A 19,658-nucleotide genomic window follows, 5' to 3' on the forward strand; every position below is an offset into this window, starting at 1 on the left:
TCAGTTATTTCAAGCGTGAACCGAAAAATGAAGGGGGCCTTCTTTCATGGAAAAAGAAACAAGTAAAAAATATGAAGCTGCAGTGGCAGCATTTATCAAAGAAAACAAGCCTAAAGGAACAGTGGTTTATGATGATTTAGCGAATCAATTAGCCACACCGTATACTTTGGATGCAGAAGCTATGGAAAAATTGATCCAAAAAGTTGAAGATGCTGGTATCAGCGTGGTCGATGAAAATGGAGACCCAAGTGAACATAGCTTGAAAAAAGATGAAAAAGAAGCGGAAAAGGCCCAAGCAGAAGACTTATCTGCGCCAACAGGTGTTAAAATTAATGATCCCGTGCGTATGTACCTAAAAGAAATTGGGCGCGTTCAATTATTAACTGCCGCAGAAGAAGTTGAATTGGCACTTAAAATTGAAGAAGGCGATCAAGAAGCAAAACAACGTTTAGCAGAAGCTAACTTACGTTTGGTTGTTTCAATTGCCAAACGATATGTAGGTCGTGGTATGCAATTCTTGGATTTAATTCAAGAAGGTAATATGGGCTTAATGAAAGCTGTTGAAAAATTTGATTACCGTAAAGGATTCAAATTCTCTACGTATGCTACTTGGTGGATTCGTCAAGCGATTACGCGGGCAATTGCGGACCAAGCTAGAACGATTCGAATTCCTGTTCACATGGTTGAAACAATCAATAAATTGATTCGGATTCAACGCCAACTATTGCAAGATTTAGGTAGAGAACCAACGCCAGAAGAAATTGGTGCGGAAATGGATTTACCAACAGAAAAAGTTCGTGAAATCCTAAAAATCGCACAAGAGCCAGTCTCTTTAGAAACACCAATTGGTGAAGAAGATGATTCACATTTAGGTGATTTCATTGAAGACCAAGATGCTACCAGTCCTGCTGAACATGCAGCTTACGAATTGTTAAAAGAACAACTAGAAGATGTTCTGGATACTTTAACAGACCGTGAAGAAAATGTTTTACGTTTACGTTTTGGTTTAGATGATGGTCGGACACGTACGCTAGAAGAAGTCGGAAAAGTTTTCGGTGTCACTCGCGAACGTATTCGTCAAATTGAAGCAAAAGCGTTAAGAAAACTAAGACATCCTTCTCGTTCAAAACAATTAAAAGACTTTTTAGAATAAACATACCGTTTAGCGGCTCTTTTCGTGCATGCGAGAAGAGCCGCTTTTGATTTTTAAAAAGTCTCTAAATGTCATTGCTAGTTATTGGAAGAAGGCGCAAGTTGTGGTAAATTAGAAGTAATGGAATATTAGCAGAATGTGAGGCGGAAGAATGACAAAAAAATGTCCGAAGTGCGGGAACGAATTCGATGCAGAATTAACGACCTGCCCAACATGTGGCTATTCACTAACTGACACAACAGTTGATAAAGAAGAAGCGGAAACGACTTCAACAAATATAGATTTTGAAACACAGGAAAATGAACAACACGAAGATCAATTAAATGAGAATATTGAATGGTCTGAGTTAAAAGATATGAGCTTAGGCCATGTGATGGAACTGTTTGGCGAATCACCAGAAGAAGAAAGTAATGATGACAAAAAAGAAGAGTCAACAGAAGATAACTTAATAGTCTCTGATTCAGAGGATGTTTCTGGTCTAGAAACATCGCTTCAAGAAGGGGCTAGTGAGGAGACTCATGATTCGGTGGAGGAGTCGACACCAGCGACAGAAGAGACGCCTACTCATTCAACAGAAGAAAAACTAGCAACGGACGAAGCAGTTAATTTAGAAGAAACAACGGAAGAAACAACTATTGTTGAAGCAGAAACAGCTGAGGTATCTGAGACGGTGAAGTCTGAAGAGGAAGCTTTAACAGAGATTTCAGGAACTGAAGTTATCTCTACCACTTCTGAAGAAGAAATTTTTTCACAACCACCGATAGAAGATCAAGATGTAACACCAAACGAAACTTTGCAAGCTTATATTCAAGCGCATCGAGCAGGTACAGAAATGTCTGAAAATCCATCAGAAGAAACAGCAGAGACCCAAGAGTTAGAAAACAGCGGTGAGGCAGTATTAACCCAAGCCGAAACACCAACTGAATCCATTTCAGATTCTGAAGAAGGGTTAACAAGTGCAGCATCGCTAGAAGCACCGAGTGAAGCTGATGCAACCGAGGAAAAAGTTTCAGATTCAGGTGTGATACCACCGATGAATGAAACTGGGAATGCTCAACCAGCGCCTGCTCCGAAGAAATCATCAAAAAAAGTGGCTTTCGTTGCGCTTGCGGTTGTTTTATTAGCTGGAGGTAGTGCTTGGGCGTATCATGATCAAACGCAAAAAGCTGCCGCACAAGAGGCGGCGGCACTAACCAAGAAAACAGATACGCTGAAAGATGAACTAGCAGCCTTTTATACCACGAAGGAGCAAGTTTTTATTAAACCCGATATGGTGACTGTTAGTCCAGAAAAACTCTCAAAACAAGTCGCGGAAATTAAAGATTCAGAAGAGTATTCTCAATTAAATAAACAAATTCAAACATTGAAAGAGAAGCAACAAACCATTCAACAAATCAACCAATTATTTGAGGCGCCGATTGTCAATGGCAATGAGTTGAAACCGGCGATTCTAGCTGCTGATCAACCAATTTCCGTAAAGAAATTAACAGGAAATGATCCATTTGACCAATTGATGAACCAAGCAATCGATCAAGCGAACCAACAATACAACCAATTACAAAAAGCTAAAAAAGCGGTTGAGGTCATTTATAAAGATGGAAAAACTACCAATCAGCTGAATCGAGACACGTATCAAGCGGCTAAGGCAGAAGTAGATAAAGTAACAAGTGATAAGCTGAAAAAAGAACTGGTCAAACAAGTCACGACAGCTGACCAAGCGTTAACCAAGGTTGAAGAAGAACAGAAAAGAATTGCAGAAGAACAAGCTGCCGCAGAGCAAGCAAAACAAGCAGAAGAACAAGCGAAACAAGCAGAAGAACAAGCGAAACAAGCTGCTGCCGCAAAAAAAGAGAACGCTAAGAAGGAAGAAACAGCAAAAACAGAAGCGAATGGCTACACGGCGCCGAATAGTGACGGGGTTTACACTAGTCCGCTTTATGCGCCAGATGCTGCCGATATCGCTGATAGTAGCAATCCAGCGTGGACATGGGCACCAGGTGTGAAAGAAAAAGTCTTAGACACAGTGATTGCTCGTGGCTATGTGGTTCCTGGCGGATATTCTTTAGAACCTGCCAAAATTGTGAATGGCGAAGGTTACTACAATCTTTATGCAACAAACAATCAATCAAAATTATTAGAAGGTACTACAGAGAAAAATGTTCACATGTATTTAGTTACAATCAATGCTAAAACAGGTTGGTTCAAAGGGAACGCTTCTCGTAATGCAGGGCAATAAAAGAAAATAGAAACAATCGAACAAAAGCGGAAATCTTTTGTTCGATTGATTTTCCTTGAGGAGTTAATGATAAATGAGAGAATTACTAGCAACAACATTTACCGGCATTGTGGTCGATGAAAATGAACAATTTTATTTTGTTCAAAAAAATGGCATCACATTCCGTTTAAAAAAAGAAGAAGGTACGCATGCCATAGGAGAGGCTGTAGAAGGCTTTGGTTATTTAAATCAAAAACAAGAGCCAGCACTGACAACTACAATTCCTACTGTGCGCATTGGTAGCTATGGCTTTGGTACTGTCACAGGAACGAGACGTGATTTAGGTGTCTTTGTGGATGTTGGCTTACCAGATAAAGATGTCGTTATTTCGTTGGATGAATTACCAACCATGCGGGAACTTTGGCCTAAAAAAGAAGACCGAGTAATGGTTACTTTAAAAGTGGACAGTAAAGACCGCATTTGGGGCGAATTAGCAGATGAAAAAGTCTTTAAAGCAATGGCAAAACGTGGGAATGCTGAAATGCAAAACCAAAACTTAACCGGGCATGTGTATCGTCTGAAACTTGCAGGAACGTATATTTTAACTGATGATTTATACATTGGATTTATCCATCCTTCTGAACGATTCCAGGAACCACGTTTAGGTGAAAAAGTAGTGGGGCGTGTGATTGGCGTGCGGCCGGACGGCGTATTGAATCTTTCATTAAAACCAAGAAGTCATGAAGTAATCAGCGATGATGCGTTAATGATTCTAACTTTCTTAGAAAGAGCAAACGATCACCAAATTCCTTTCACCGATAAATCAAGCCCTGATGAAATTAAACAAACCTTTGGCATTAGTAAAGCTCAATTTAAACGCGCCTTAGGCCATTTAATGAAACAAAAATTAATTAAACAAGAAGATGGTAAAACAATTCTAATTGGCTCGTTGGAACAATCAAAAGAAAAAAATTAAGGTAGCTAATTGAGAATATCTTGCAAATTACAGTTATTTCTTTTATAATTATTTTAATTTGATTGATAAATTAAGTTTCTTAATTTGTAATCATTCTAAACAAGGAGCTGTAATAATGGATTCGACTGCTGCTTTAAAAAAGACAAAAAAACAATTACATGAATCAGGCTTTAAATTAACACCACAACGGGAAGCAACCGTACTTGTATTATTGGAAAATGAAAAAGATCATTTATCAGCAGAAGAAATTTACTTCTTGGTAAAACAAAAAAGTCCGGAAATTGGTCTAGCAACAGTCTATCGAACGCTAGAAATTTTAACAGACTTAAAAGTCGTTGATAAAGTGAGCTTTAACGATGGTTTAGCTCGCTATGATTTAAGAAAAGAAGGCGCCAAACACTTTCACCACCATTTGTTATGCTTAGAATGTGGCACAATTGAGGAAGTGGAAGAAGACTTGCTTGGTGAAGTAGAGCAAATTGTTGAAAGTCGGTATCATTTTTTAGTCAAAGATCATCGCTTAACTTTTCATGGTATTTGTCAAAGTTGTCAAAGTAAACATTAAAAAAACTGCCTTGCATTAATTTATGCAAGGCAGTTTTTTATTCATTGGAATTATAAATTAGCGAATTTTTCCAATAAGCGAATCATTTGGCAAGTAAAACCATATTCATTGTCATACCAAGCCACAGTTTTCACTAATTGGAAATCGCCAGCTGTCGTTACTTCTGTTTGCGTTGGGTCAAAAATCGAACCTTCTGTCGTGCCGATTATGTCTCCAGAAACAATTTCACGATCATCATAACCGAAAGAAGGGTTATCAATGGTGTGTTTTTTCATTGCTTCATTTACTTGATCAGCTGTTACTTTTGTTTTTAAAATGCTAACTAATTCTGTTAAGGATCCATCCACAACGGGAACACGTTGGGCATGGCCTTGTAATTTTCCATTAAGTTCTGGAATAACTAAGCCAATTGCTTTAGCAGCACCAGTTGAATGGGGAATAGTATTGTCTGCAGCAGAGCGTGCCGCACGAAGATTTCCGCCACGAACAGGGCCATCTAATAGCATTTGTGTTGATGTGTAGGCATGGACAGTTGTCATGGTACCAACTTCAATACCGAATTCATTATTTAAGAAGTAAGCCATCGGTGCTAGACAGTTTGTCGTACATGAGCCGGCAGAAATGATTTTATCGTTGGCATCAAGTGTATCATCATTGACGTTATAAACGATTGTTTTCATTGCGCCTGCAGGAGCAGAGATAACCACACGTTTCACACCTGCATCTAAATGAGCTTGTGCTTTTTCTTCAGAGGTATAAAAACCTGTACATTCAAGGACAATGTCTACTCCGTTTTCTTTAACCCAAGGGATTTTACTTGCATCTGGTTCTGCGTAGACACGGGTTTCTTCGCCGTCAACAACAATGCCATTTTCAGTGGCTGTCACGGTGCCAGGATAGGTGCCATGCGTAGAGTCAAATTGTAATAAGTGAGCCAACATTGTTGGGCTAGTCAAATCATTGATAGCCACAACTTCAATATCATCAGAAACTTCTTTTATTCGGCGAAAGGCTAAACGACCAATTCTTCCAAAACCGTTAATTCCTACTTTGACTGTCATAACAAAAATTCCTCCTTTAGATGTTTGTGTTTCTTTGGACCCTTGCTGAAAAAGTGATTTTCTTCAACTATCTATAGTATGAACCTCTAAAATTTTTTTGTCAAAAGACTGATAGCGAAGCGACAAAAAGAAAGCGAAAGATTCATGAGAAATTTTGCTTTTTCCAACGATAACTAACTAGAATTGCTAGACAAACGGTTGTTTTCCCGATACAATAATAAAGACTTTCGAATCACGCTTTTTGAGGTGATTAAAGATAGTAGAAGTAGAATAGGAGGACAAATTATATGTCCATGTTTTTAGATCAAGTGACGATTGATGTCAAAGCTGGTAAAGGCGGCGACGGAATGGTTGCTTTCCGTAGAGAAAAATATGTACCAGACGGGGGTCCCGCTGGTGGTGATGGCGGTCGCGGTGGCGACGTTGTTTTAGTTGTTGAAGAAGGATTACGCACATTAATGGATTTCCGGTTTAATCGTCATTTTAAGGCGACACCTGGAGAAAATGGTATGAGTAAAGGAATGCACGGTCGTGGTTCAGAAGATTTACTTGTCAAAGTTCCGCCAGGTACAACAGTTCGTGATGCAGAAACTGGAGCCTTAATTGGGGATTTAATTGAGAATGGTCAGACCTTAGTAGTAGCAAAAGGCGGACGCGGTGGTCGTGGGAATATTCGCTTTGCTTCCCCAAGAAACCCTGCACCAGAAATTGCTGAAAACGGCGAACCTGGCCAAGAACGTAAAATCGAATTAGAATTAAAAGTTTTAGCAGATGTTGGCTTAGTTGGGTTTCCTTCTGTAGGGAAATCAACGTTACTCTCTGTTATCTCGTCCGCTCGTCCGAAAATTGGTGCCTATCATTTTACGACATTAGTTCCAAACTTAGGGATGGTGACTACTAGTGATGGTCGAAGCTTCGCTGCAGCAGATTTGCCAGGCTTAATTGAAGGAGCTTCTCAAGGTGTCGGCTTAGGAACACAGTTCTTACGCCACATTGAACGGACGCGTGTTATTTTACATGTCATTGATATGAGTGGCATGGAAGGACGCGATCCTTATGAAGATTATTTGGCAATCAATAAAGAATTGGCTTCACACAATTTACGTTTGATGGAGCGACCTCAAATTATTGTTGCCAATAAAATGGACATGCCTGAAGCAGAAGAGAATTTAGCGAAATTTAAAGAGCAACTTGCGAAGGAACGCACCGATGAGTATGCCGATGAGCTACCTATTTTCCCAATTTCTGGGGTTACTCGTAAAGGTATTGAACCTTTATTAAATGCAACAGCTGACTTGTTGGAAGTAACGCCTGAATTCCCATTATATGAAGATGAAGTGGTAGAGGAAGAAACCGTTCGTTATGGCTTCCAACCAGAAGGTCCAGAATTTACGATTGATCGTGAACCAGATGCTTCATGGGTTTTATCTGGTGAAAAATTAGAAAAATTATTTGAAATGACGAATTTCGATCATGATGAAACAGTAATGCGTTTTGCACGTCAATTACGTGGTATGGGTGTCGATGAGGCATTACGAGCACGTGGCGCGAAAGATGGCGACATTGTTCGGATTGGTAATTTTGAATTTGAATTTGTCGAATAAGCATAGAACCAGTTCACTCAGTGAACTGGTTTTTTATTTTAAAATTAGTATTAAATCACCGAATAGATTGAAATAATATTTTTAATAGCTTATAATTTTAAATGTAACAAAATAACAAACGAAAGGAGCGAAATTGAAATGGAAAACAATCAAGCAATTGTTCCTAAGTTTTCAGTTAAAAGTGCCGGTTTTCTTTTTAGTATGGGGCTCTTATGTGGTGTCCTGTTGCCGAGTGTTTTATTATGGACTTTCAGTCTGCCGTTTAATATTGGTGCCATGATTTTTTTGCCTGTTGGGATTGCTTTTGCGTTAGCGTATAGTCATTATTTTATTGAAACGAAAACAGGTTTTTGTAAGCGTTTTATTTGGTTGTTTTTAATTTCTCTTATTTTATTAGAGCTTATCTCTTATTTATGGCTGATTAAAGGAGTTATTTTTTAAGAGAAAAACAGAGGAGAGTGTTATTTATGTTAGATAAACTGACTGTTTGGATTGAAAATCATCTAGCTGGACCAATGGCTAAAATTGCCAATCAGCGCCATTTACGTGCGGTGCGGGATGGGATTATTGCGACATTACCTTTAATTATTGTCGGTTCTTTTTTTCTAATTATTGCGTTTCCGCCGTTACCAGAATCTTGGGGCATTACTCAATTTTTAACAAGTAATGCTGCTACAATCTTATTGCCTTACCGAATGACAATGTACATTATGGCGTTATATGCGACTTTTGGCATTGGCGCTAGTTTAGCGAAATCATATAATCTTGATCAAGTCTCTGGAGGGATTTTGGCTACGATTGCTTTTTTGTTAACATTAGTACCTGTAGCGATTCCTGAAGAAGCCAGTAAAGCAGCTGGCGTTTCTGGGTTTGTTTTACCAATGGCTAATTTGGGTGGTGCAGGGATGTTTGTCGGGATTGTGACGTCAATTATTGCTGTCGAAATCTATCGAGTAACAGATAAGTCTAAGTTCAAAATTACAATGCCTGATAACGTTCCACCTGCTGTTGCTCGTTCATTTGAATCGTTGACTCCGACGTTAATTGTCATGTTATTGATTGGTTCAATCACTTATTATTTAGGCTTTGATTGGCACACATTTGTAGGGAACTTAGTAGGACCACTAGTTCAAGCAGCGGACTCTTTATTGAGTGTCTTGTTGTTAGTCTTTTTAACAACATTTTTCTGGTTCTTTGGGATTCACGGCGCTTCAATCGTAGGATCGTTGGCGCGTCCTCTATGGCTACAACTATTAGAGGAAAACACGACTGCTAAAGCAGCTGGCGAAGCATTACCTCGGATTGCGGCAGAACCTTTTTACCAATGGTTCATTTGGATTGGTGGTGCTGGAGCCACAATTGGTTTAGCTATATTATTAGCCTTTCGGGCAAAATCAGAATATGGTTCAAAACTAGGAAAAGCTATTTTAGCACCGTCTATTTTTAATATTAATGAGCCAGTTATTTTCGGTGTACCGATTGTCTTAAATCCGATTTTAATGATTCCTTTTATCTTTGCACCAATGGTTTTAGCAACGATTGCTTGGTTTGCCACAAAATTAGGTTTAGTAAGTGAAGTTGTCTTTACCGCTCCTTGGACCTTACCAGGACCAATTGGCGCCTTTATGGCGACAGGCGGCGATTGGCGTGCTGCTGTTTTGAATATTGTTTTAATTCTAGTGGCCATCTTGATTTACTATCCGTTCTTTGTAGCTTATGATAAAAATGAGCTTGCCAAAGAACAAGGCAAACAAATAGAAGAATAAAGAGTGCAGCCGTTTAGTGTCCAGAACAAAAGGTGATGACCTTTTGTTCTGGACCTATTTGTTTATAGGTGATGAAAATTCTCAATTTTTTTGAAATGTATAGAAAATTTTGAGAAAAGAAACGCATAAAAAAGTGTAAAATATTATATATATAATGAAAATGGTTTTCTTTTGTGTGAACATAATAAAGTTATTGTTAACTAAAAGAGAAAAGGGGTATGAAAATGGTTAGAACGAAGGTATATACAAAGGAAAAAATCTTAAACGTAGCTGAAAAAATTTTAGTAGATAAAGGTTTTTCTAATTTAACTGCTAGAAATATTGCAGATACTATGGGGATTTCTACGCAGCCAATTTATTTAGAATTTGTCAACATGGACGATTTAAAACGAACCTTAATTAAATCGTTATTTCATCGTATGCAATTATTTTATAAAGTAGATGTCGGTGCCTCAGACCCAGTGATTGCATTGGGTCTGAACTTTATATTATTTGCCCAAAAACATCAAAAAATCTATACGGCGTTATTTATGAAAGCACATGGTTATGAAGAAGAATTGCAGCAAATGCTTCAAGATTTTTTTGAAGAGCGTTTATTATTGGATAAAAAATATGTACAAATGGACAAAGGAAAATTTGTCGAATTATTTCCTAAAATGGTGGTAATCTATTTAGGTTTAGCCACAGCGGTTACAATGAAAACAATTGACTTAACTAAGAATCAAGAAATTCAATTATTAAGTCAATTATTGATAGAAGAGTAGTGTTTTGTTATTTATTCAAAATAACAAAAATACGACATAAGTCTGAGAAAAAACTGGTCGTTGCGCCCGAGGAAGGATTGTTTAAAACTTGCTATACTTTGGAAGAAGTAACAGAGAATAATTACTCGGGAGGATTTATGTGATGAAATTTATTAAATTTTTAGTGGTGACAGCAATTGTTATTGGTGGTGGTTTATTTGGGGCCAAGTTTTACGCAGAGAAGAACTCTGGCGAATTAGCTGGTGTGTTAGATCAATTAAATCCATTGGTTAAAGAAGGAAATGTGTATGTTAAAACAAAGAAAGCCGATAGCGTTAATGGCTATGGAATTGCTAGTTATACGCAAGTAGCCGCAGATGAGGAAGGCAAAACGCGAGAAATAACTTTCACAGCGGACCATGAATTAAAAACAGATCATTATCTAAAAGTCTCAAATAAAGGGGCCCACATCAATACGTATGAAGAGGTCAATCAAGACCAAGTACCAGAAAAGGCATTACAAGCGATTCAAAAATAACAAAAAGTCAGAACGTATCTTCAGCGTACGTTCTGACTTTTTGTTATTTTTTTGCTTCTTGAAGAATATTGATTTTTTCAATTTTAACATCAGTTTTTGGTTTATCGTTGGCACCAACTTCGACTTTGGCAATTTTATCGACAATATCCATTCCTTTGGTAACTTGACCGAAAACAGTATGTTTTTTATCAAGAGAAGGATAGCCGCCTTTTTTGTAAGCATCAATGATTGCTTTTGGATAATCATCATATAAAAGACCATCAGATTGATCATCTGTATTTTGGACAATAAAGAACTGACTGCCGTTAGTGTTAGGTCCTGCATTCGCCATTGATAATGCGCCACGAATGTTATATAACTGGTTTGAAAATTCATCTTCAAATGGTTTATTCCAGATGCTGTTTCCGCCAGTTCCATCACCGCTAGGATCGCCACCTTGGATCATAAAGTTATTGATGACGCGGTGGAAAGTCAAGCCATCATAATAGCCATCTTTGGCATGTTTCATAAAGTTCTCGACAGTTTTTGGAGCCTGTTTAGGAAATAGTTTGATTTCAATATTTCCCATTGAAGTAACCATTTGGACTAAGTCTTGATCTTCGGCAACTTTGTCATCTAGTTGTGGTAAATCTAGTGAATTTAAGTCGACCGAATCCTTTGTTTTGCTTTCACTGGATTTAGCGACAGAATCACTCGTTGCGGTCGTGCCTTTATTATTGGTTGTGTTACAGCCTGCTAAAAGCAAGGTGAATGCTGCAACTGAAGCAACAGCAAGCATTTTCTTATGTTTCATCTGTTTTCCTCTTCCTTTCACACTGACAATTAGGTTCTTTTTTATCATAACAAAAGAGAAGATAACAAACCAGTGGAATTTTTATAAGATTTCCTATAGGAAAGGTGTAGACCACTTTTGTTTTTTTTGTTACAATGTAAGCAGATACATTATTATGTTTTACAATTTAGGAGGCAATCACATGGGAAAATTAGGTATTTCAATTTATCCAGAACGTTCAACATTTGAAAAGGACAAAGCATATTTGGATTTGGCTCATAAATACGGCTTTAAGCGTGTCTTTACTAGTTTATTGCAAATCAATGATGATCGGGAAAAGGTATTAGCAGAGTTTAAAAAAGTCGTAGATTACGCCAACCAATTAGGTATGGAAGTGATGGTCGATATTAATCCTGCATTGTTCGAACAATTAGGCATCTCTTATGATGATTTATCATTTTTCCATGATATGGGCGCTTACGGTATTCGTTTAGATCTTGGTTTTACTGGGCAAGAAGAGGCGAATATGACAAGAAACCCTTATGGTATTAAAATTGAAATTAATATGAGTTCAGGGACAAGTTATGTAGATAATATTATGGCCTACTCACCAAACACAGAAAATTTACTAGGCTCACATAATTTCTATCCACATCGCTATACAGGCTTAGGCTATGATCATTTTGTTTATTGTTCAGAAAAATTTAGAAAATATAATTTAAATACGATGGCGTTTGTGAACTCACACGATGCTACATTTGGGCCATGGCCGACACAAGATGGGTTATGTTCTTTGGAAGACCACCGCGATTTAGAAATTGCAACGCAAGTTAAGCATTTAGTTTTAACAGGATTAATCGATGATATTTCTGTCGGAAATGCTTATGCCTCAGAAGCAGAATTAGCAGCAATGGCAGAAGCCTTTCATGCACCGTATCCTTCGATCAAAGTGGATACAGAACCAGAAATCACAGAAGATGAAAGAATTGCATTGTTCGATAACTTACACAGTTATCGTGGAGATCGTTCTGATTACGTTTTGCGTTCAACAATGACACGTGTTTACTATAAAGATCGTCCTTTCCCAGCTCATACAACGAGAGATATTGTTCGAGGCGATGTCTTGATTGACAACGTTGGCTATGGACAATACAAAGGGGAAACACAAATTGCTTTAAAAGAAATGAAAAATGATGGCCGTGTAAATGTGGTTGGTCGTATTTCTGATGACGAACGTTTCTTATTAGAATTTTTGAAACCATGGTCAAGTTTTAAACTTATTGAAAATAAATAATTTTTAGTTTCCTATAAATAGATAAGTGGAGCATAGCGCAAAAGGTAACATTTTTGTGCTATGCTTTTTTTGTCGCAACAAAATTGTCTCATTGTAGTGGTAAAGAAAGATGGCTGAATCTTTGAATGGTAGTTGTCAAAAAAAGGGCGACAACTTATAATGAATCATACAGTTTAAATAAAAGGAGTACGTAGATGAATCGATGGTTAAAAATTTTGATTGCGCTTATTGTAGTAATTGCAATTGGTTTAATTGCGGCAGGCTTATATTTTTATAATTATGCAGTAGTTCCAGGAAAGAAAGACTTTATAAATGAGAATACCCCAGGGTCAAAAGTGGTCCAGACACCTGAAGGCGCGTGGTTTAAAGATGACAAAAATCGACAAGAATGGTCAATTACTTCGGAAGATGGGCTACGTCTAAAGGCCATTTATTTACCAGCCGACAAAAAAAGTAATCGTACCGTTATTATGGCGCATGGTTATATGGGTTCGGCAGAAACGATGTCTGTCTTTGCGAAAATGTATCATGATTGGGGATACAATGTGTTAGCGCCAGATGCGCGTGGTCACGGGAAAAGTCAAGGAGATTATATTGGGTTCGGCTGGCCCGATCGTAAAGATTATGTCCAATGGATTGAGAAAGTTTTAACCGAAAATGGTCAGCAAGAACAAATCACTTTATACGGTGTCAGTATGGGTGCTGCTACAGTCATGATGACGAGCGGGGAAAAATTACCAGATAACGTGAAAGCCATTGTGGAAGATTGTGGCTATTCTACAGTCAATCAGGAGTTGCAATATCAATTGAAAGAGCTTTTCAATTTACCAAGTTTCCCATTAGTTAATGTTACTAGCGGGATTACGAAACTTAGAGCTGGCTATTTCTTTGGGGAAGCAAGTGCTGTTAAGCAATTGCAAAAGAATCATTTACCAATGCTCTTTATTCATGGTGAAAATGATACGTTTGTGCCGTTTAGTATGTTAGACGAAGTTTATAATGCAACCCAAGGACCTAAAGAGAAATATGTCGTGCCTGGAGCAGAGCATGCGAAAGCTTATAATAAAAACCCAGAAAAATATAAGGAAACAGTAGCTGCTTTTCTAGATAAATATATAAAATAACAAATTTATTCTTTACTAATAGTAGCAACAACAAAAGACTTGTTCTTAAGTTAACGACTTAGTGAACAAGTCTTTTGTTGTCAGTTGATTTTTTTTTAATAAGTTGGAATTTACCCATGCAATCTAGGGCATAATCTGATAGGATAGTACTAGAAATGAGGGAAGGATAATGGAAGAACAATTAGTCGATTATTTACACTATTTACAAATAGAGCGGGGCTTATCAAATAACACACGACGGAGTTACGAACGAGATTTAAAAAAATACGTAGCCTTTTTACAAGAACAAGGCCTGCATTCTTGGGACGAAGTTGACCGTTACATGATTACAGAATTTTTGCAATCCCTTCACGAAGAACAGCAAGCTTCAGCAAGTGTGATTCGGATGATTTCTAGTTTGAGAGGATTTCATCAATTTTTACGTCAAGAACGCTTAAGCGAACATAATCCGATGCAACATATTGACTCCCCCAAGAAAGTTCAAAAATTGCCAAGTACATTATCTGTTGACGAAGTGACTCGATTAATTGAAACGCCTGATACAAGTAAACCACTAGGTATGCGGAATCGTGCTATTTTAGAAGTGATGTATGCAACTGGCCTGCGAGTTAGTGAACTAATTGAAATAAAATTAGGGGATCTGCATTTATCCATTGGTTTATTGCAAACAATCGGAAAAGGGGACAAAGAACGAATTATCCCTTTAGGCGATTATGCGATTCAATGGATTGAGCGCTATATGAACGAAGCCAGACCTCAATTGATTAAAAACCATCCGAATGAAACACACCTGTTCGTTAATCATCATGGCGAACCGTTATCTAGACAGGGCATTTGGAAAAATTTAAAACAGATTGTCCGAGAAGCCCAGATAGAGAAAAATATTACGCCGCATACATTACGGCATAGCTTTGCGACACATTTGTTGGAAAATGGCGCAGACCTTAGAATCGTTCAAGAATTATTAGGACATGCAGATATCTCCACGACACAAATTTATACACATATTACCAAACAACGAATGGCAGATGTTTATAAGGAACATTTTCCTCGGGCTTAATTTGCGAGAATGCCCACAAACGAATAAATTTATGGTAAACTAGGAAGTCGAGAAAAGAAAGTAGGTGTCGTTTTTGCAAGAAATTAATTTAAAACTAGATGTCTTTGAAGGACCACTGGATCTTCTACTACATTTAATTCAAAAATTAGAAATCGATATCTATGACATTCCCATTACAGCAGTAACTGAACAATACATGTCTTATATTCATGCGATGCAAACCTTAGAGTTAGAAGTCGCTGGAGAATATCTAGTCATGGCTGCCACCTTAATGGCTATTAAAAGTCAGATGTTGCTTCCAAAACAAGAGCTTGAAATCATTGATGATGAAAATTTTTTTGAAGAGGAAGACCCACGGGAAGCTTTAGTAGCTCAGTTATTGGAGTATCGGAAATTTAAATATGCAGCGACTGTTTTACATGAAAAAGAAGAAGAACGTAAACTCTATTATACAAAAGAACCAATGGATATGGATGATTATAAAGAGGAAGATACAACACTACCGCCTAATCAAATCAATACAATTGATTTATTTCTAGCCTTTCACGCCATGTTAGAAAAGAAAAAAAATCGCCAGCCTGTTGAAACAACTGTTGCTAGTGACGATGTTTCCATCGAAGAAAAAATCACCGCTATTTCAGAGCGTATGCGTCAAGTACAGAAAGGGAAGGCAGTGTCGTTTGATTCTTTCTTCGATTCTTATTCCAAACAAGAAATTGTGACAACGTTCATGGCTCTTTTAGAATTAATGAAAACAGGCGTGATTTATGCTGAACAAGAAAATAATTATAGTGAAATTTTGTTATTTAATACAGAAACCCAGCAGGAAGATACAACAGAGGTGGAGGAAACACAGTGACATTAGTTAGTCAAATTGAAGCAATTTTATTTGTGGTTGGCGAAGAAGGAATTGGCTTGGAAGAGCTGGCGTACTTATTAGAGAAGTCAACAGCAAAAACCTATGAAGAATTAACGAAATTGAAAGAACATTATGCTTCTGACAATAAATCGGCGTTAAATATTTTAGAAGTCGGCAATCATTTTGTCTTAACAACGAAGAAAAAATATGCCTCATTACTAAAAAAATATGCGCAATCGCCTATGTCGAACGCCTTATCACAAGCGGCGCTAGAAACATTATCCATTATTGCTTATAAGCAACCAATTTCGCGTATTGAAATTGATGAAATTCGTGGCGTACAGACTTCTGGCTCTATCCAAAAGTTAGTTGCCCGTCAGTTGATAGAAGAAAAAGGCCGCGTCGATGGTCCTGGTAGAGCGATTTTGTATGGCACAACGAAGTATTTTATGGATTACTTTGGGTTGAAAAGTTTAGATGAATTACCAGATATCCAACAAATGGAAGATGAATTAGAAGAAGAACTACCAATGGATCTATTTTTTGATCGTTATCAAGAAACGAACCCAATGTCTGAAACAACAGAAGGCGAGGAAGCTTAAACAATGGAAAGATTACAAAAAGCAATTGCTCATGCTGGGGTGACTTCGCGTCGCAAAGCAGAGGAATTAATTGTCAAAGGCCGCGTAAAAGTCAATGGCCAAGTGGTCAAAGAATTAGGAACGCAAGTAAGTAAACAAGATACTGTTGAGGTTGATGGTGTACCAATTTATCAAGAAGAATATGGTTATTATTTATTCTATAAACCAAGAGGGGTTATTTCTGCGGTGTCTGACGATAAAGGCCGTAAAGTAGTAACGGATTATTTTACAGATGTTACTGAGCGAATTTATCCAGTCGGTCGTCTGGATTATGATACTTCTGGGTTGTTACTTTTAACGAATGATGGAAGTTTTTCACAAAAATTAACCCATCCTAAACATGAAGTAGATAAAGTCTACGTAGCAAAAATTAAAGGTGTACCTACTAAACGGGATCTATTGCCATTAGCCAAAGGCATTCGCATTGATGGCAAACGCACAGCACCAGCCAATTTTCAAATTCTTTCAGCGGATATTAAAACAGGTAGCAGTGTCGTGGAATTAACGATTCATGAAGGACGTAATCATCAAGTGAAGAAAATGTTTCAAGCTGTTGGTTTCCCTGTTCAAAAATTAAAACGTGAACGTTACGGTGAGTTGACCTTACAAGGTTTGCGACCAGGGCAATATCGTGATTTAACTAAAAAAGAAATCAGTCAATTATTAAATCAAGCTAAATAAGATAAAATGACTCGATCTCTTCGCGCTTATGGCGAAGGGATTGTTTTTTTTTGAGAAATGAAACAATCAATGAAATTTAATAAAAAAGCTTAGTTAGTTGCATTCATTGTTCAAATGGGTTACACTAAGTAAGTAAAAAAATATAATACAAGGTTCGTCTTCAGGGGCAGGGTGTAATTCCCGACCGGTGGTTATAGTCCACGACTCGTTTTTAACGATTGAATTGGTGTAATTCCAATACCGACAGTATAGTCTGGATAAAGAAGATAGGGCTTATTTGAGACGCTTTTTCATCAGATAATCCTACTCTATTTTTCCCTGCAGAAAAATAGGGTTTTTTTGTATGACAAAGAAGCGAATCAAAAAGTTCGTTGAAGATGGGTCCTTAATTGGAGGATTTCAGATGAACAACAAGGTACAAAAAATGGTCAGCATTGCAATGTTGGCCGCAATCGGTACAGTATTACAATTTGTGGCATTTCCGATTATGCCGGCGTTTAGTTTTTTGAAAATCGATTTTAGTGATATTCCGATTTTACTCGGAATGTTCTTGTACGGACCGTTAGCAGGAGTAATTACTGCTTTTGTTCGTTCGTTGCTACACCTGTTCTTAACCGGACTAGCACCGCAAAATATGGTGGGAGATTTCGCTAGCTTTTTAGCAAGTAGTATCTTCACCTTGCCAATTTTTTATTTCTTTGGTAAAAAGAAAAATATCCGTACAAATCGGATAGTGGGCCTAGTAAGTGGGATCTTAGCCTTGACGATTTTCATGAGTATTGCGAATTATTTTGTCATTACACCAGTTTACTTACAATTATATGGTGTGACCACACAACAATTTTTAGGAACATCTTTAGCAAGCTATGTGGCGATTGGTATTGTGCCATTCAACCTTATTAAAGGCCTCTTAGTCAGTGGTGTTTTTCTAGTACTACATGCGAAGTTATTGCCATGGCTATCAAAAAAACAACATACTATTCAGAAAAAAACACCGTTAACAAAATAAATGATAAAAAACCTGCTGTTGAACAATGTTTGACAGTGGGTTTTTAAAATTTACGCCTAAAAGAAAAGAGGTTGTCATAATCTGTCATCATTCTGTTAAAAAATACTAAACCATCTGCATTGTAATTTTAACTTTCCCTTGGTATGATAGAAATCATCAAAGAAAGAGGAGTTTTCCTGAGTGAAAAAGTGTAAAAATTGTCGTCATGTGAATCGTGATACGGAGTCCTTTTGTGAAGAATGCGGCGCTCCGCTAATGAATGAATCAATGCATCAAGAGGAAAACCAAGCACAACCATCAATGAATAAAGGGAACGAATCTACTCCTCTCAGATCAAAAAGAAGCTGGATCTGGGTGTTTCTTTTTGTGTTCATCGTTCTTGGAGCGGGTAGCTATTTTCTCGGGACGCATTATTTTTCTAAGGAACAACAAATTTCTCATTTTATTGAAGCGATTGAGAATGGTGATGCCCAAGAATTAAGTAAAAAAATGAGGACGAACGAGTCTGAATTTCAAGTGAATCCGCAAAGCATTAAGCCTTTAATCACTTATTATCAAAAAAATCCAACTGAGCTAAAAAAATTAGAAAAAGCGCTATTAAAGGATAAAAAGCTACATGGTTTAACTATTCGTGAAACAAGTCAAACAGCATTTTTCTTTCACCGTTATCAATTCATTTTAACGCCTGTTTCTGTTCAGTTAACGACGAATCAGCGCGGTGTGACGCTGGCAATGAACGGGCGGGAAGTGGGCACTTCCGACTCAACCACTTATCAAAAGGAATTGGGACCCTTAGCGCCAGGACAATATACCTTTACAGCCACAGTGAAAGATAGCACCGGTGAACCTGTTATCACAGAAGAGTATCGTTTATTAGAAGAGGAAAATTATATTTCTAGTATTCCTTTAGATTTTAAACGAATGAATTTTGTTGTGGAAAGCAATCTGCCAGACGCAGATATTTATATTAATGATCGGAAAGTTGGTACGCTAACGAATGGAAGCAAAACGATTGGCCCTTTGTTCTGGTCCAAAGGGATGACGATTCAACTTAAAAAGACGATTAATGGAGAAGAAATTCAAACATCAAAAGAAACGATTGGTGAAAATGATTTTGTCGAAGCGCTCTCCGATAATCCAACGCTACAATTGAATTTTCCGTTAGCTAGCGACTATGATGCCCGCAAAGCGCTAGAAACCTTTTATCAAGCATTTGCCAAACAAGTGAAAAGTCATACGGATAGTACAGAATTTGCTAAAAAATATCTCGTTGGTGGGGAAAATAATCCTCAATTTCCTTCTTTTATAGAATCACTTGAACGATTACGTGAAAAGAAATCGACCGATGTTTCACCAGATTTTGAAGTGACCATTAATACGCTACAATTGGATGGTAAAGAAAATTACCATGTCAATTATTATTTAGAAGCTAAAAATTCTAAAGCAAAAGAAAATGGTCTTCGTTATGAATGGATCAATGGCCTAAATGATCAAATTCATCTAGTCAAAGAACCGCTAAAAGAAGGACAATTACAGTTTGTTTCGATAGATGAACAAACACTTGCTTGGCTCGAAAAAATACTCTAAGCAAAAATGA

At 37.5% G+C, this 19,658-nt stretch carries 19 protein-coding genes and 1 riboswitch; of the genes, 17 read left to right on the top strand and 2 right to left on the bottom strand.

Annotation, left to right across the window (positions count from 1 at the left end):
* Positions 1–46: 46 nt before the first annotated feature.
* The 4 genes from rpoD to IGL13_RS06115 all read left to right on the top strand — a co-directional run bounded on the left by rpoD (position 47) and on the right by IGL13_RS06115 (position 4,909).
* Positions 47–1,153 (top strand): RNA polymerase sigma factor RpoD, encoded by a 1,107-nt coding sequence (rpoD, locus tag IGL13_RS06100; RefSeq protein WP_002360364.1) that lies wholly within the window; start codon positions 47–49, stop codon positions 1,151–1,153.
* 151 nt (positions 1,154–1,304) lie between these two features.
* On the top strand, positions 1,305–3,389 hold the full coding sequence (locus IGL13_RS06105; protein WP_002401504.1) for a cell division site-positioning protein MapZ family protein: 2,085 nt from the start codon (positions 1,305–1,307) through the stop codon (positions 3,387–3,389).
* 73 nt (positions 3,390–3,462) lie between these two features.
* A complete protein-coding gene (locus IGL13_RS06110; RefSeq protein ID WP_002361792.1) occupies positions 3,463–4,344 on the top strand; it encodes a CvfB family protein in 882 nt (293 codons plus the stop codon).
* Positions 4,345–4,459: 115 nt separating this feature from the next.
* Positions 4,460–4,909: a Fur family transcriptional regulator gene (locus tag IGL13_RS06115; RefSeq protein WP_002357640.1), complete on the top strand. Its 450-nt coding sequence runs from the start codon at positions 4,460–4,462 to the stop codon at positions 4,907–4,909.
* A 50-nt stretch (positions 4,910–4,959) separates the two neighbouring features.
* Here IGL13_RS06115 and gap read toward each other — a convergent pair whose 3' ends face one another.
* Positions 4,960–5,970 (bottom strand): type I glyceraldehyde-3-phosphate dehydrogenase, encoded by a 1,011-nt coding sequence (gap, locus tag IGL13_RS06120; RefSeq protein WP_002357638.1) that lies wholly within the window; start codon positions 5,968–5,970, stop codon positions 4,960–4,962.
* Positions 5,971–6,257: 287 nt separating this feature from the next.
* Between gap and obgE the strand changes: the two genes are divergently transcribed.
* The 5 genes from obgE (at position 6,258) to IGL13_RS06145 (ending at position 10,621) form a co-directional block, all read left to right on the top strand.
* Positions 6,258–7,574 carry a GTPase ObgE gene (gene obgE, locus IGL13_RS06125; protein WP_002384537.1) on the top strand — a complete coding sequence of 439 codons (1,317 nt, stop codon included), beginning with the start codon at positions 6,258–6,260 and terminating at the stop codon, positions 7,572–7,574.
* Positions 7,575–7,712: 138 nt separating this feature from the next.
* The gene (locus IGL13_RS06130; protein ID WP_002371168.1) at positions 7,713–8,015 is read left to right on the top strand and encodes a hypothetical protein; all 303 of its coding nucleotides are present in this window, start codon (positions 7,713–7,715) and stop codon (positions 8,013–8,015) included.
* A gap of 26 nt (positions 8,016–8,041) precedes the next feature.
* Positions 8,042–9,340, top strand: coding sequence for a PTS sugar transporter subunit IIC (locus IGL13_RS06135; RefSeq protein WP_002363934.1), 1,299 nt, complete (start codon positions 8,042–8,044; stop codon positions 9,338–9,340).
* 218 nt (positions 9,341–9,558) lie between these two features.
* Positions 9,559–10,104: a TetR/AcrR family transcriptional regulator gene (locus tag IGL13_RS06140; protein WP_002357633.1), complete on the top strand. Its 546-nt coding sequence runs from the start codon at positions 9,559–9,561 to the stop codon at positions 10,102–10,104.
* Between the two features lie 142 nt (positions 10,105–10,246).
* Positions 10,247–10,621: a YxeA family protein gene (locus IGL13_RS06145; RefSeq protein ID WP_002357632.1), complete on the top strand. Its 375-nt coding sequence runs from the start codon at positions 10,247–10,249 to the stop codon at positions 10,619–10,621.
* Positions 10,622–10,664: 43 nt separating this feature from the next.
* On the opposite strand, the gene IGL13_RS06150 is transcribed toward IGL13_RS06145, so the two are convergent.
* Entirely contained in the window at positions 10,665–11,414 is a 750-nt protein-coding gene (locus IGL13_RS06150; protein ID WP_002374887.1) for a peptidylprolyl isomerase, read from the bottom strand.
* A gap of 181 nt (positions 11,415–11,595) precedes the next feature.
* On the opposite strand from IGL13_RS06150, the gene IGL13_RS06155 reads away from it, so the two are divergent.
* From IGL13_RS06155 to IGL13_RS06190, 8 genes are all read left to right on the top strand, one after another.
* On the top strand, positions 11,596–12,687 hold the full coding sequence (locus tag IGL13_RS06155) for a DUF871 domain-containing protein (protein WP_002357630.1): 1,092 nt from the start codon (positions 11,596–11,598) through the stop codon (positions 12,685–12,687).
* A 194-nt stretch (positions 12,688–12,881) separates the two neighbouring features.
* The gene (locus IGL13_RS06160) at positions 12,882–13,811 is read left to right on the top strand and encodes an alpha/beta hydrolase (RefSeq protein ID WP_002357629.1); all 930 of its coding nucleotides are present in this window, start codon (positions 12,882–12,884) and stop codon (positions 13,809–13,811) included.
* Between the two features lie 169 nt (positions 13,812–13,980).
* Positions 13,981–14,871, top strand: coding sequence for a site-specific tyrosine recombinase XerD (gene xerD, locus IGL13_RS06165; RefSeq protein ID WP_002360354.1), 891 nt, complete (start codon positions 13,981–13,983; stop codon positions 14,869–14,871).
* A gap of 64 nt (positions 14,872–14,935) precedes the next feature.
* Complete coding sequence (locus IGL13_RS06170; RefSeq protein ID WP_002381915.1) at positions 14,936–15,730, top strand: segregation/condensation protein A; 795 nt, start codon at positions 14,936–14,938, stop codon at positions 15,728–15,730.
* Positions 15,727–16,332, top strand: a complete 606-nt coding sequence (scpB, locus tag IGL13_RS06175; RefSeq protein WP_002357625.1) for an SMC-Scp complex subunit ScpB — start codon at positions 15,727–15,729, stop codon at positions 16,330–16,332. Before IGL13_RS06170 ends, scpB begins: the two co-directional genes overlap by 4 nt.
* 3 nt (positions 16,333–16,335) lie before the next feature.
* Positions 16,336–17,052 (top strand): pseudouridine synthase, encoded by a 717-nt coding sequence (locus IGL13_RS06180; RefSeq protein WP_002357624.1) that lies wholly within the window; start codon positions 16,336–16,338, stop codon positions 17,050–17,052.
* 152 nt (positions 17,053–17,204) lie between these two features.
* Positions 17,205–17,324, top strand: a riboswitch (FMN riboswitch).
* A 71-nt stretch (positions 17,325–17,395) separates the two neighbouring features.
* Positions 17,396–18,061, top strand: coding sequence for an ECF transporter S component (locus IGL13_RS06185; RefSeq protein ID WP_002384530.1), 666 nt, complete (start codon positions 17,396–17,398; stop codon positions 18,059–18,061).
* 255 nt (positions 18,062–18,316) lie between these two features.
* A complete protein-coding gene (locus IGL13_RS06190; protein WP_002398763.1) occupies positions 18,317–19,648 on the top strand; it encodes a zinc ribbon domain-containing protein in 1,332 nt (443 codons plus the stop codon).
* The last annotated feature ends 10 nt before the right edge of the window (positions 19,649–19,658 follow it).

This window comes from Enterococcus sp. DIV1937 (genome assembly GCF_050535975.1).
Lineage (GTDB): Bacteria > Bacillota > Bacilli > Lactobacillales > Enterococcaceae > Enterococcus > Enterococcus faecalis.

Bases quoted from the DNA above. Each gene is read 5' to 3' on its own strand.
- IGL13_RS06190 (WP_002398763.1), top strand. From the start codon at position 18,317: ATGAATGAATCAATGCATCAAGAGGAAAACCAAGCACAACCATCAATG.
- IGL13_RS06140 (WP_002357633.1), top strand. From the start codon at position 9,559: ATGAAAATGGTTAGAACGAAGGTATATACAAAGGAAAAAATCTTAAAC.
- gap (WP_002357638.1), bottom strand. From the start codon at position 5,970: ATGACAGTCAAAGTAGGAATTAACGGTTTTGGAAGAATTGGTCGTTTA.
- IGL13_RS06115 (WP_002357640.1), top strand. From the start codon at position 4,460: ATGGATTCGACTGCTGCTTTAAAAAAGACAAAAAAACAATTACATGAA.
- IGL13_RS06145 (WP_002357632.1), top strand. From the start codon at position 10,247: ATGAAATTTATTAAATTTTTAGTGGTGACAGCAATTGTTATTGGTGGT.
- IGL13_RS06135 (WP_002363934.1), top strand. From the start codon at position 8,042: ATGTTAGATAAACTGACTGTTTGGATTGAAAATCATCTAGCTGGACCA.
- IGL13_RS06185 (WP_002384530.1), top strand. From the start codon at position 17,396: ATGACAAAGAAGCGAATCAAAAAGTTCGTTGAAGATGGGTCCTTAATT.
- IGL13_RS06150 (WP_002374887.1), bottom strand. From the start codon at position 11,414: ATGAAACATAAGAAAATGCTTGCTGTTGCTTCAGTTGCAGCATTCACC.
- rpoD (WP_002360364.1), top strand. From the start codon at position 47: ATGGAAAAAGAAACAAGTAAAAAATATGAAGCTGCAGTGGCAGCATTT.
- IGL13_RS06105 (WP_002401504.1), top strand. From the start codon at position 1,305: ATGACAAAAAAATGTCCGAAGTGCGGGAACGAATTCGATGCAGAATTA.
- IGL13_RS06155 (WP_002357630.1), top strand. From the start codon at position 11,596: ATGGGAAAATTAGGTATTTCAATTTATCCAGAACGTTCAACATTTGAA.
- IGL13_RS06180 (WP_002357624.1), top strand. From the start codon at position 16,336: ATGGAAAGATTACAAAAAGCAATTGCTCATGCTGGGGTGACTTCGCGT.
- IGL13_RS06130 (WP_002371168.1), top strand. From the start codon at position 7,713: ATGGAAAACAATCAAGCAATTGTTCCTAAGTTTTCAGTTAAAAGTGCC.
- IGL13_RS06110 (WP_002361792.1), top strand. From the start codon at position 3,463: ATGAGAGAATTACTAGCAACAACATTTACCGGCATTGTGGTCGATGAA.
- xerD (WP_002360354.1), top strand. From the start codon at position 13,981: ATGGAAGAACAATTAGTCGATTATTTACACTATTTACAAATAGAGCGG.
- obgE (WP_002384537.1), top strand. From the start codon at position 6,258: ATGTCCATGTTTTTAGATCAAGTGACGATTGATGTCAAAGCTGGTAAA.
- IGL13_RS06160 (WP_002357629.1), top strand. From the start codon at position 12,882: ATGAATCGATGGTTAAAAATTTTGATTGCGCTTATTGTAGTAATTGCA.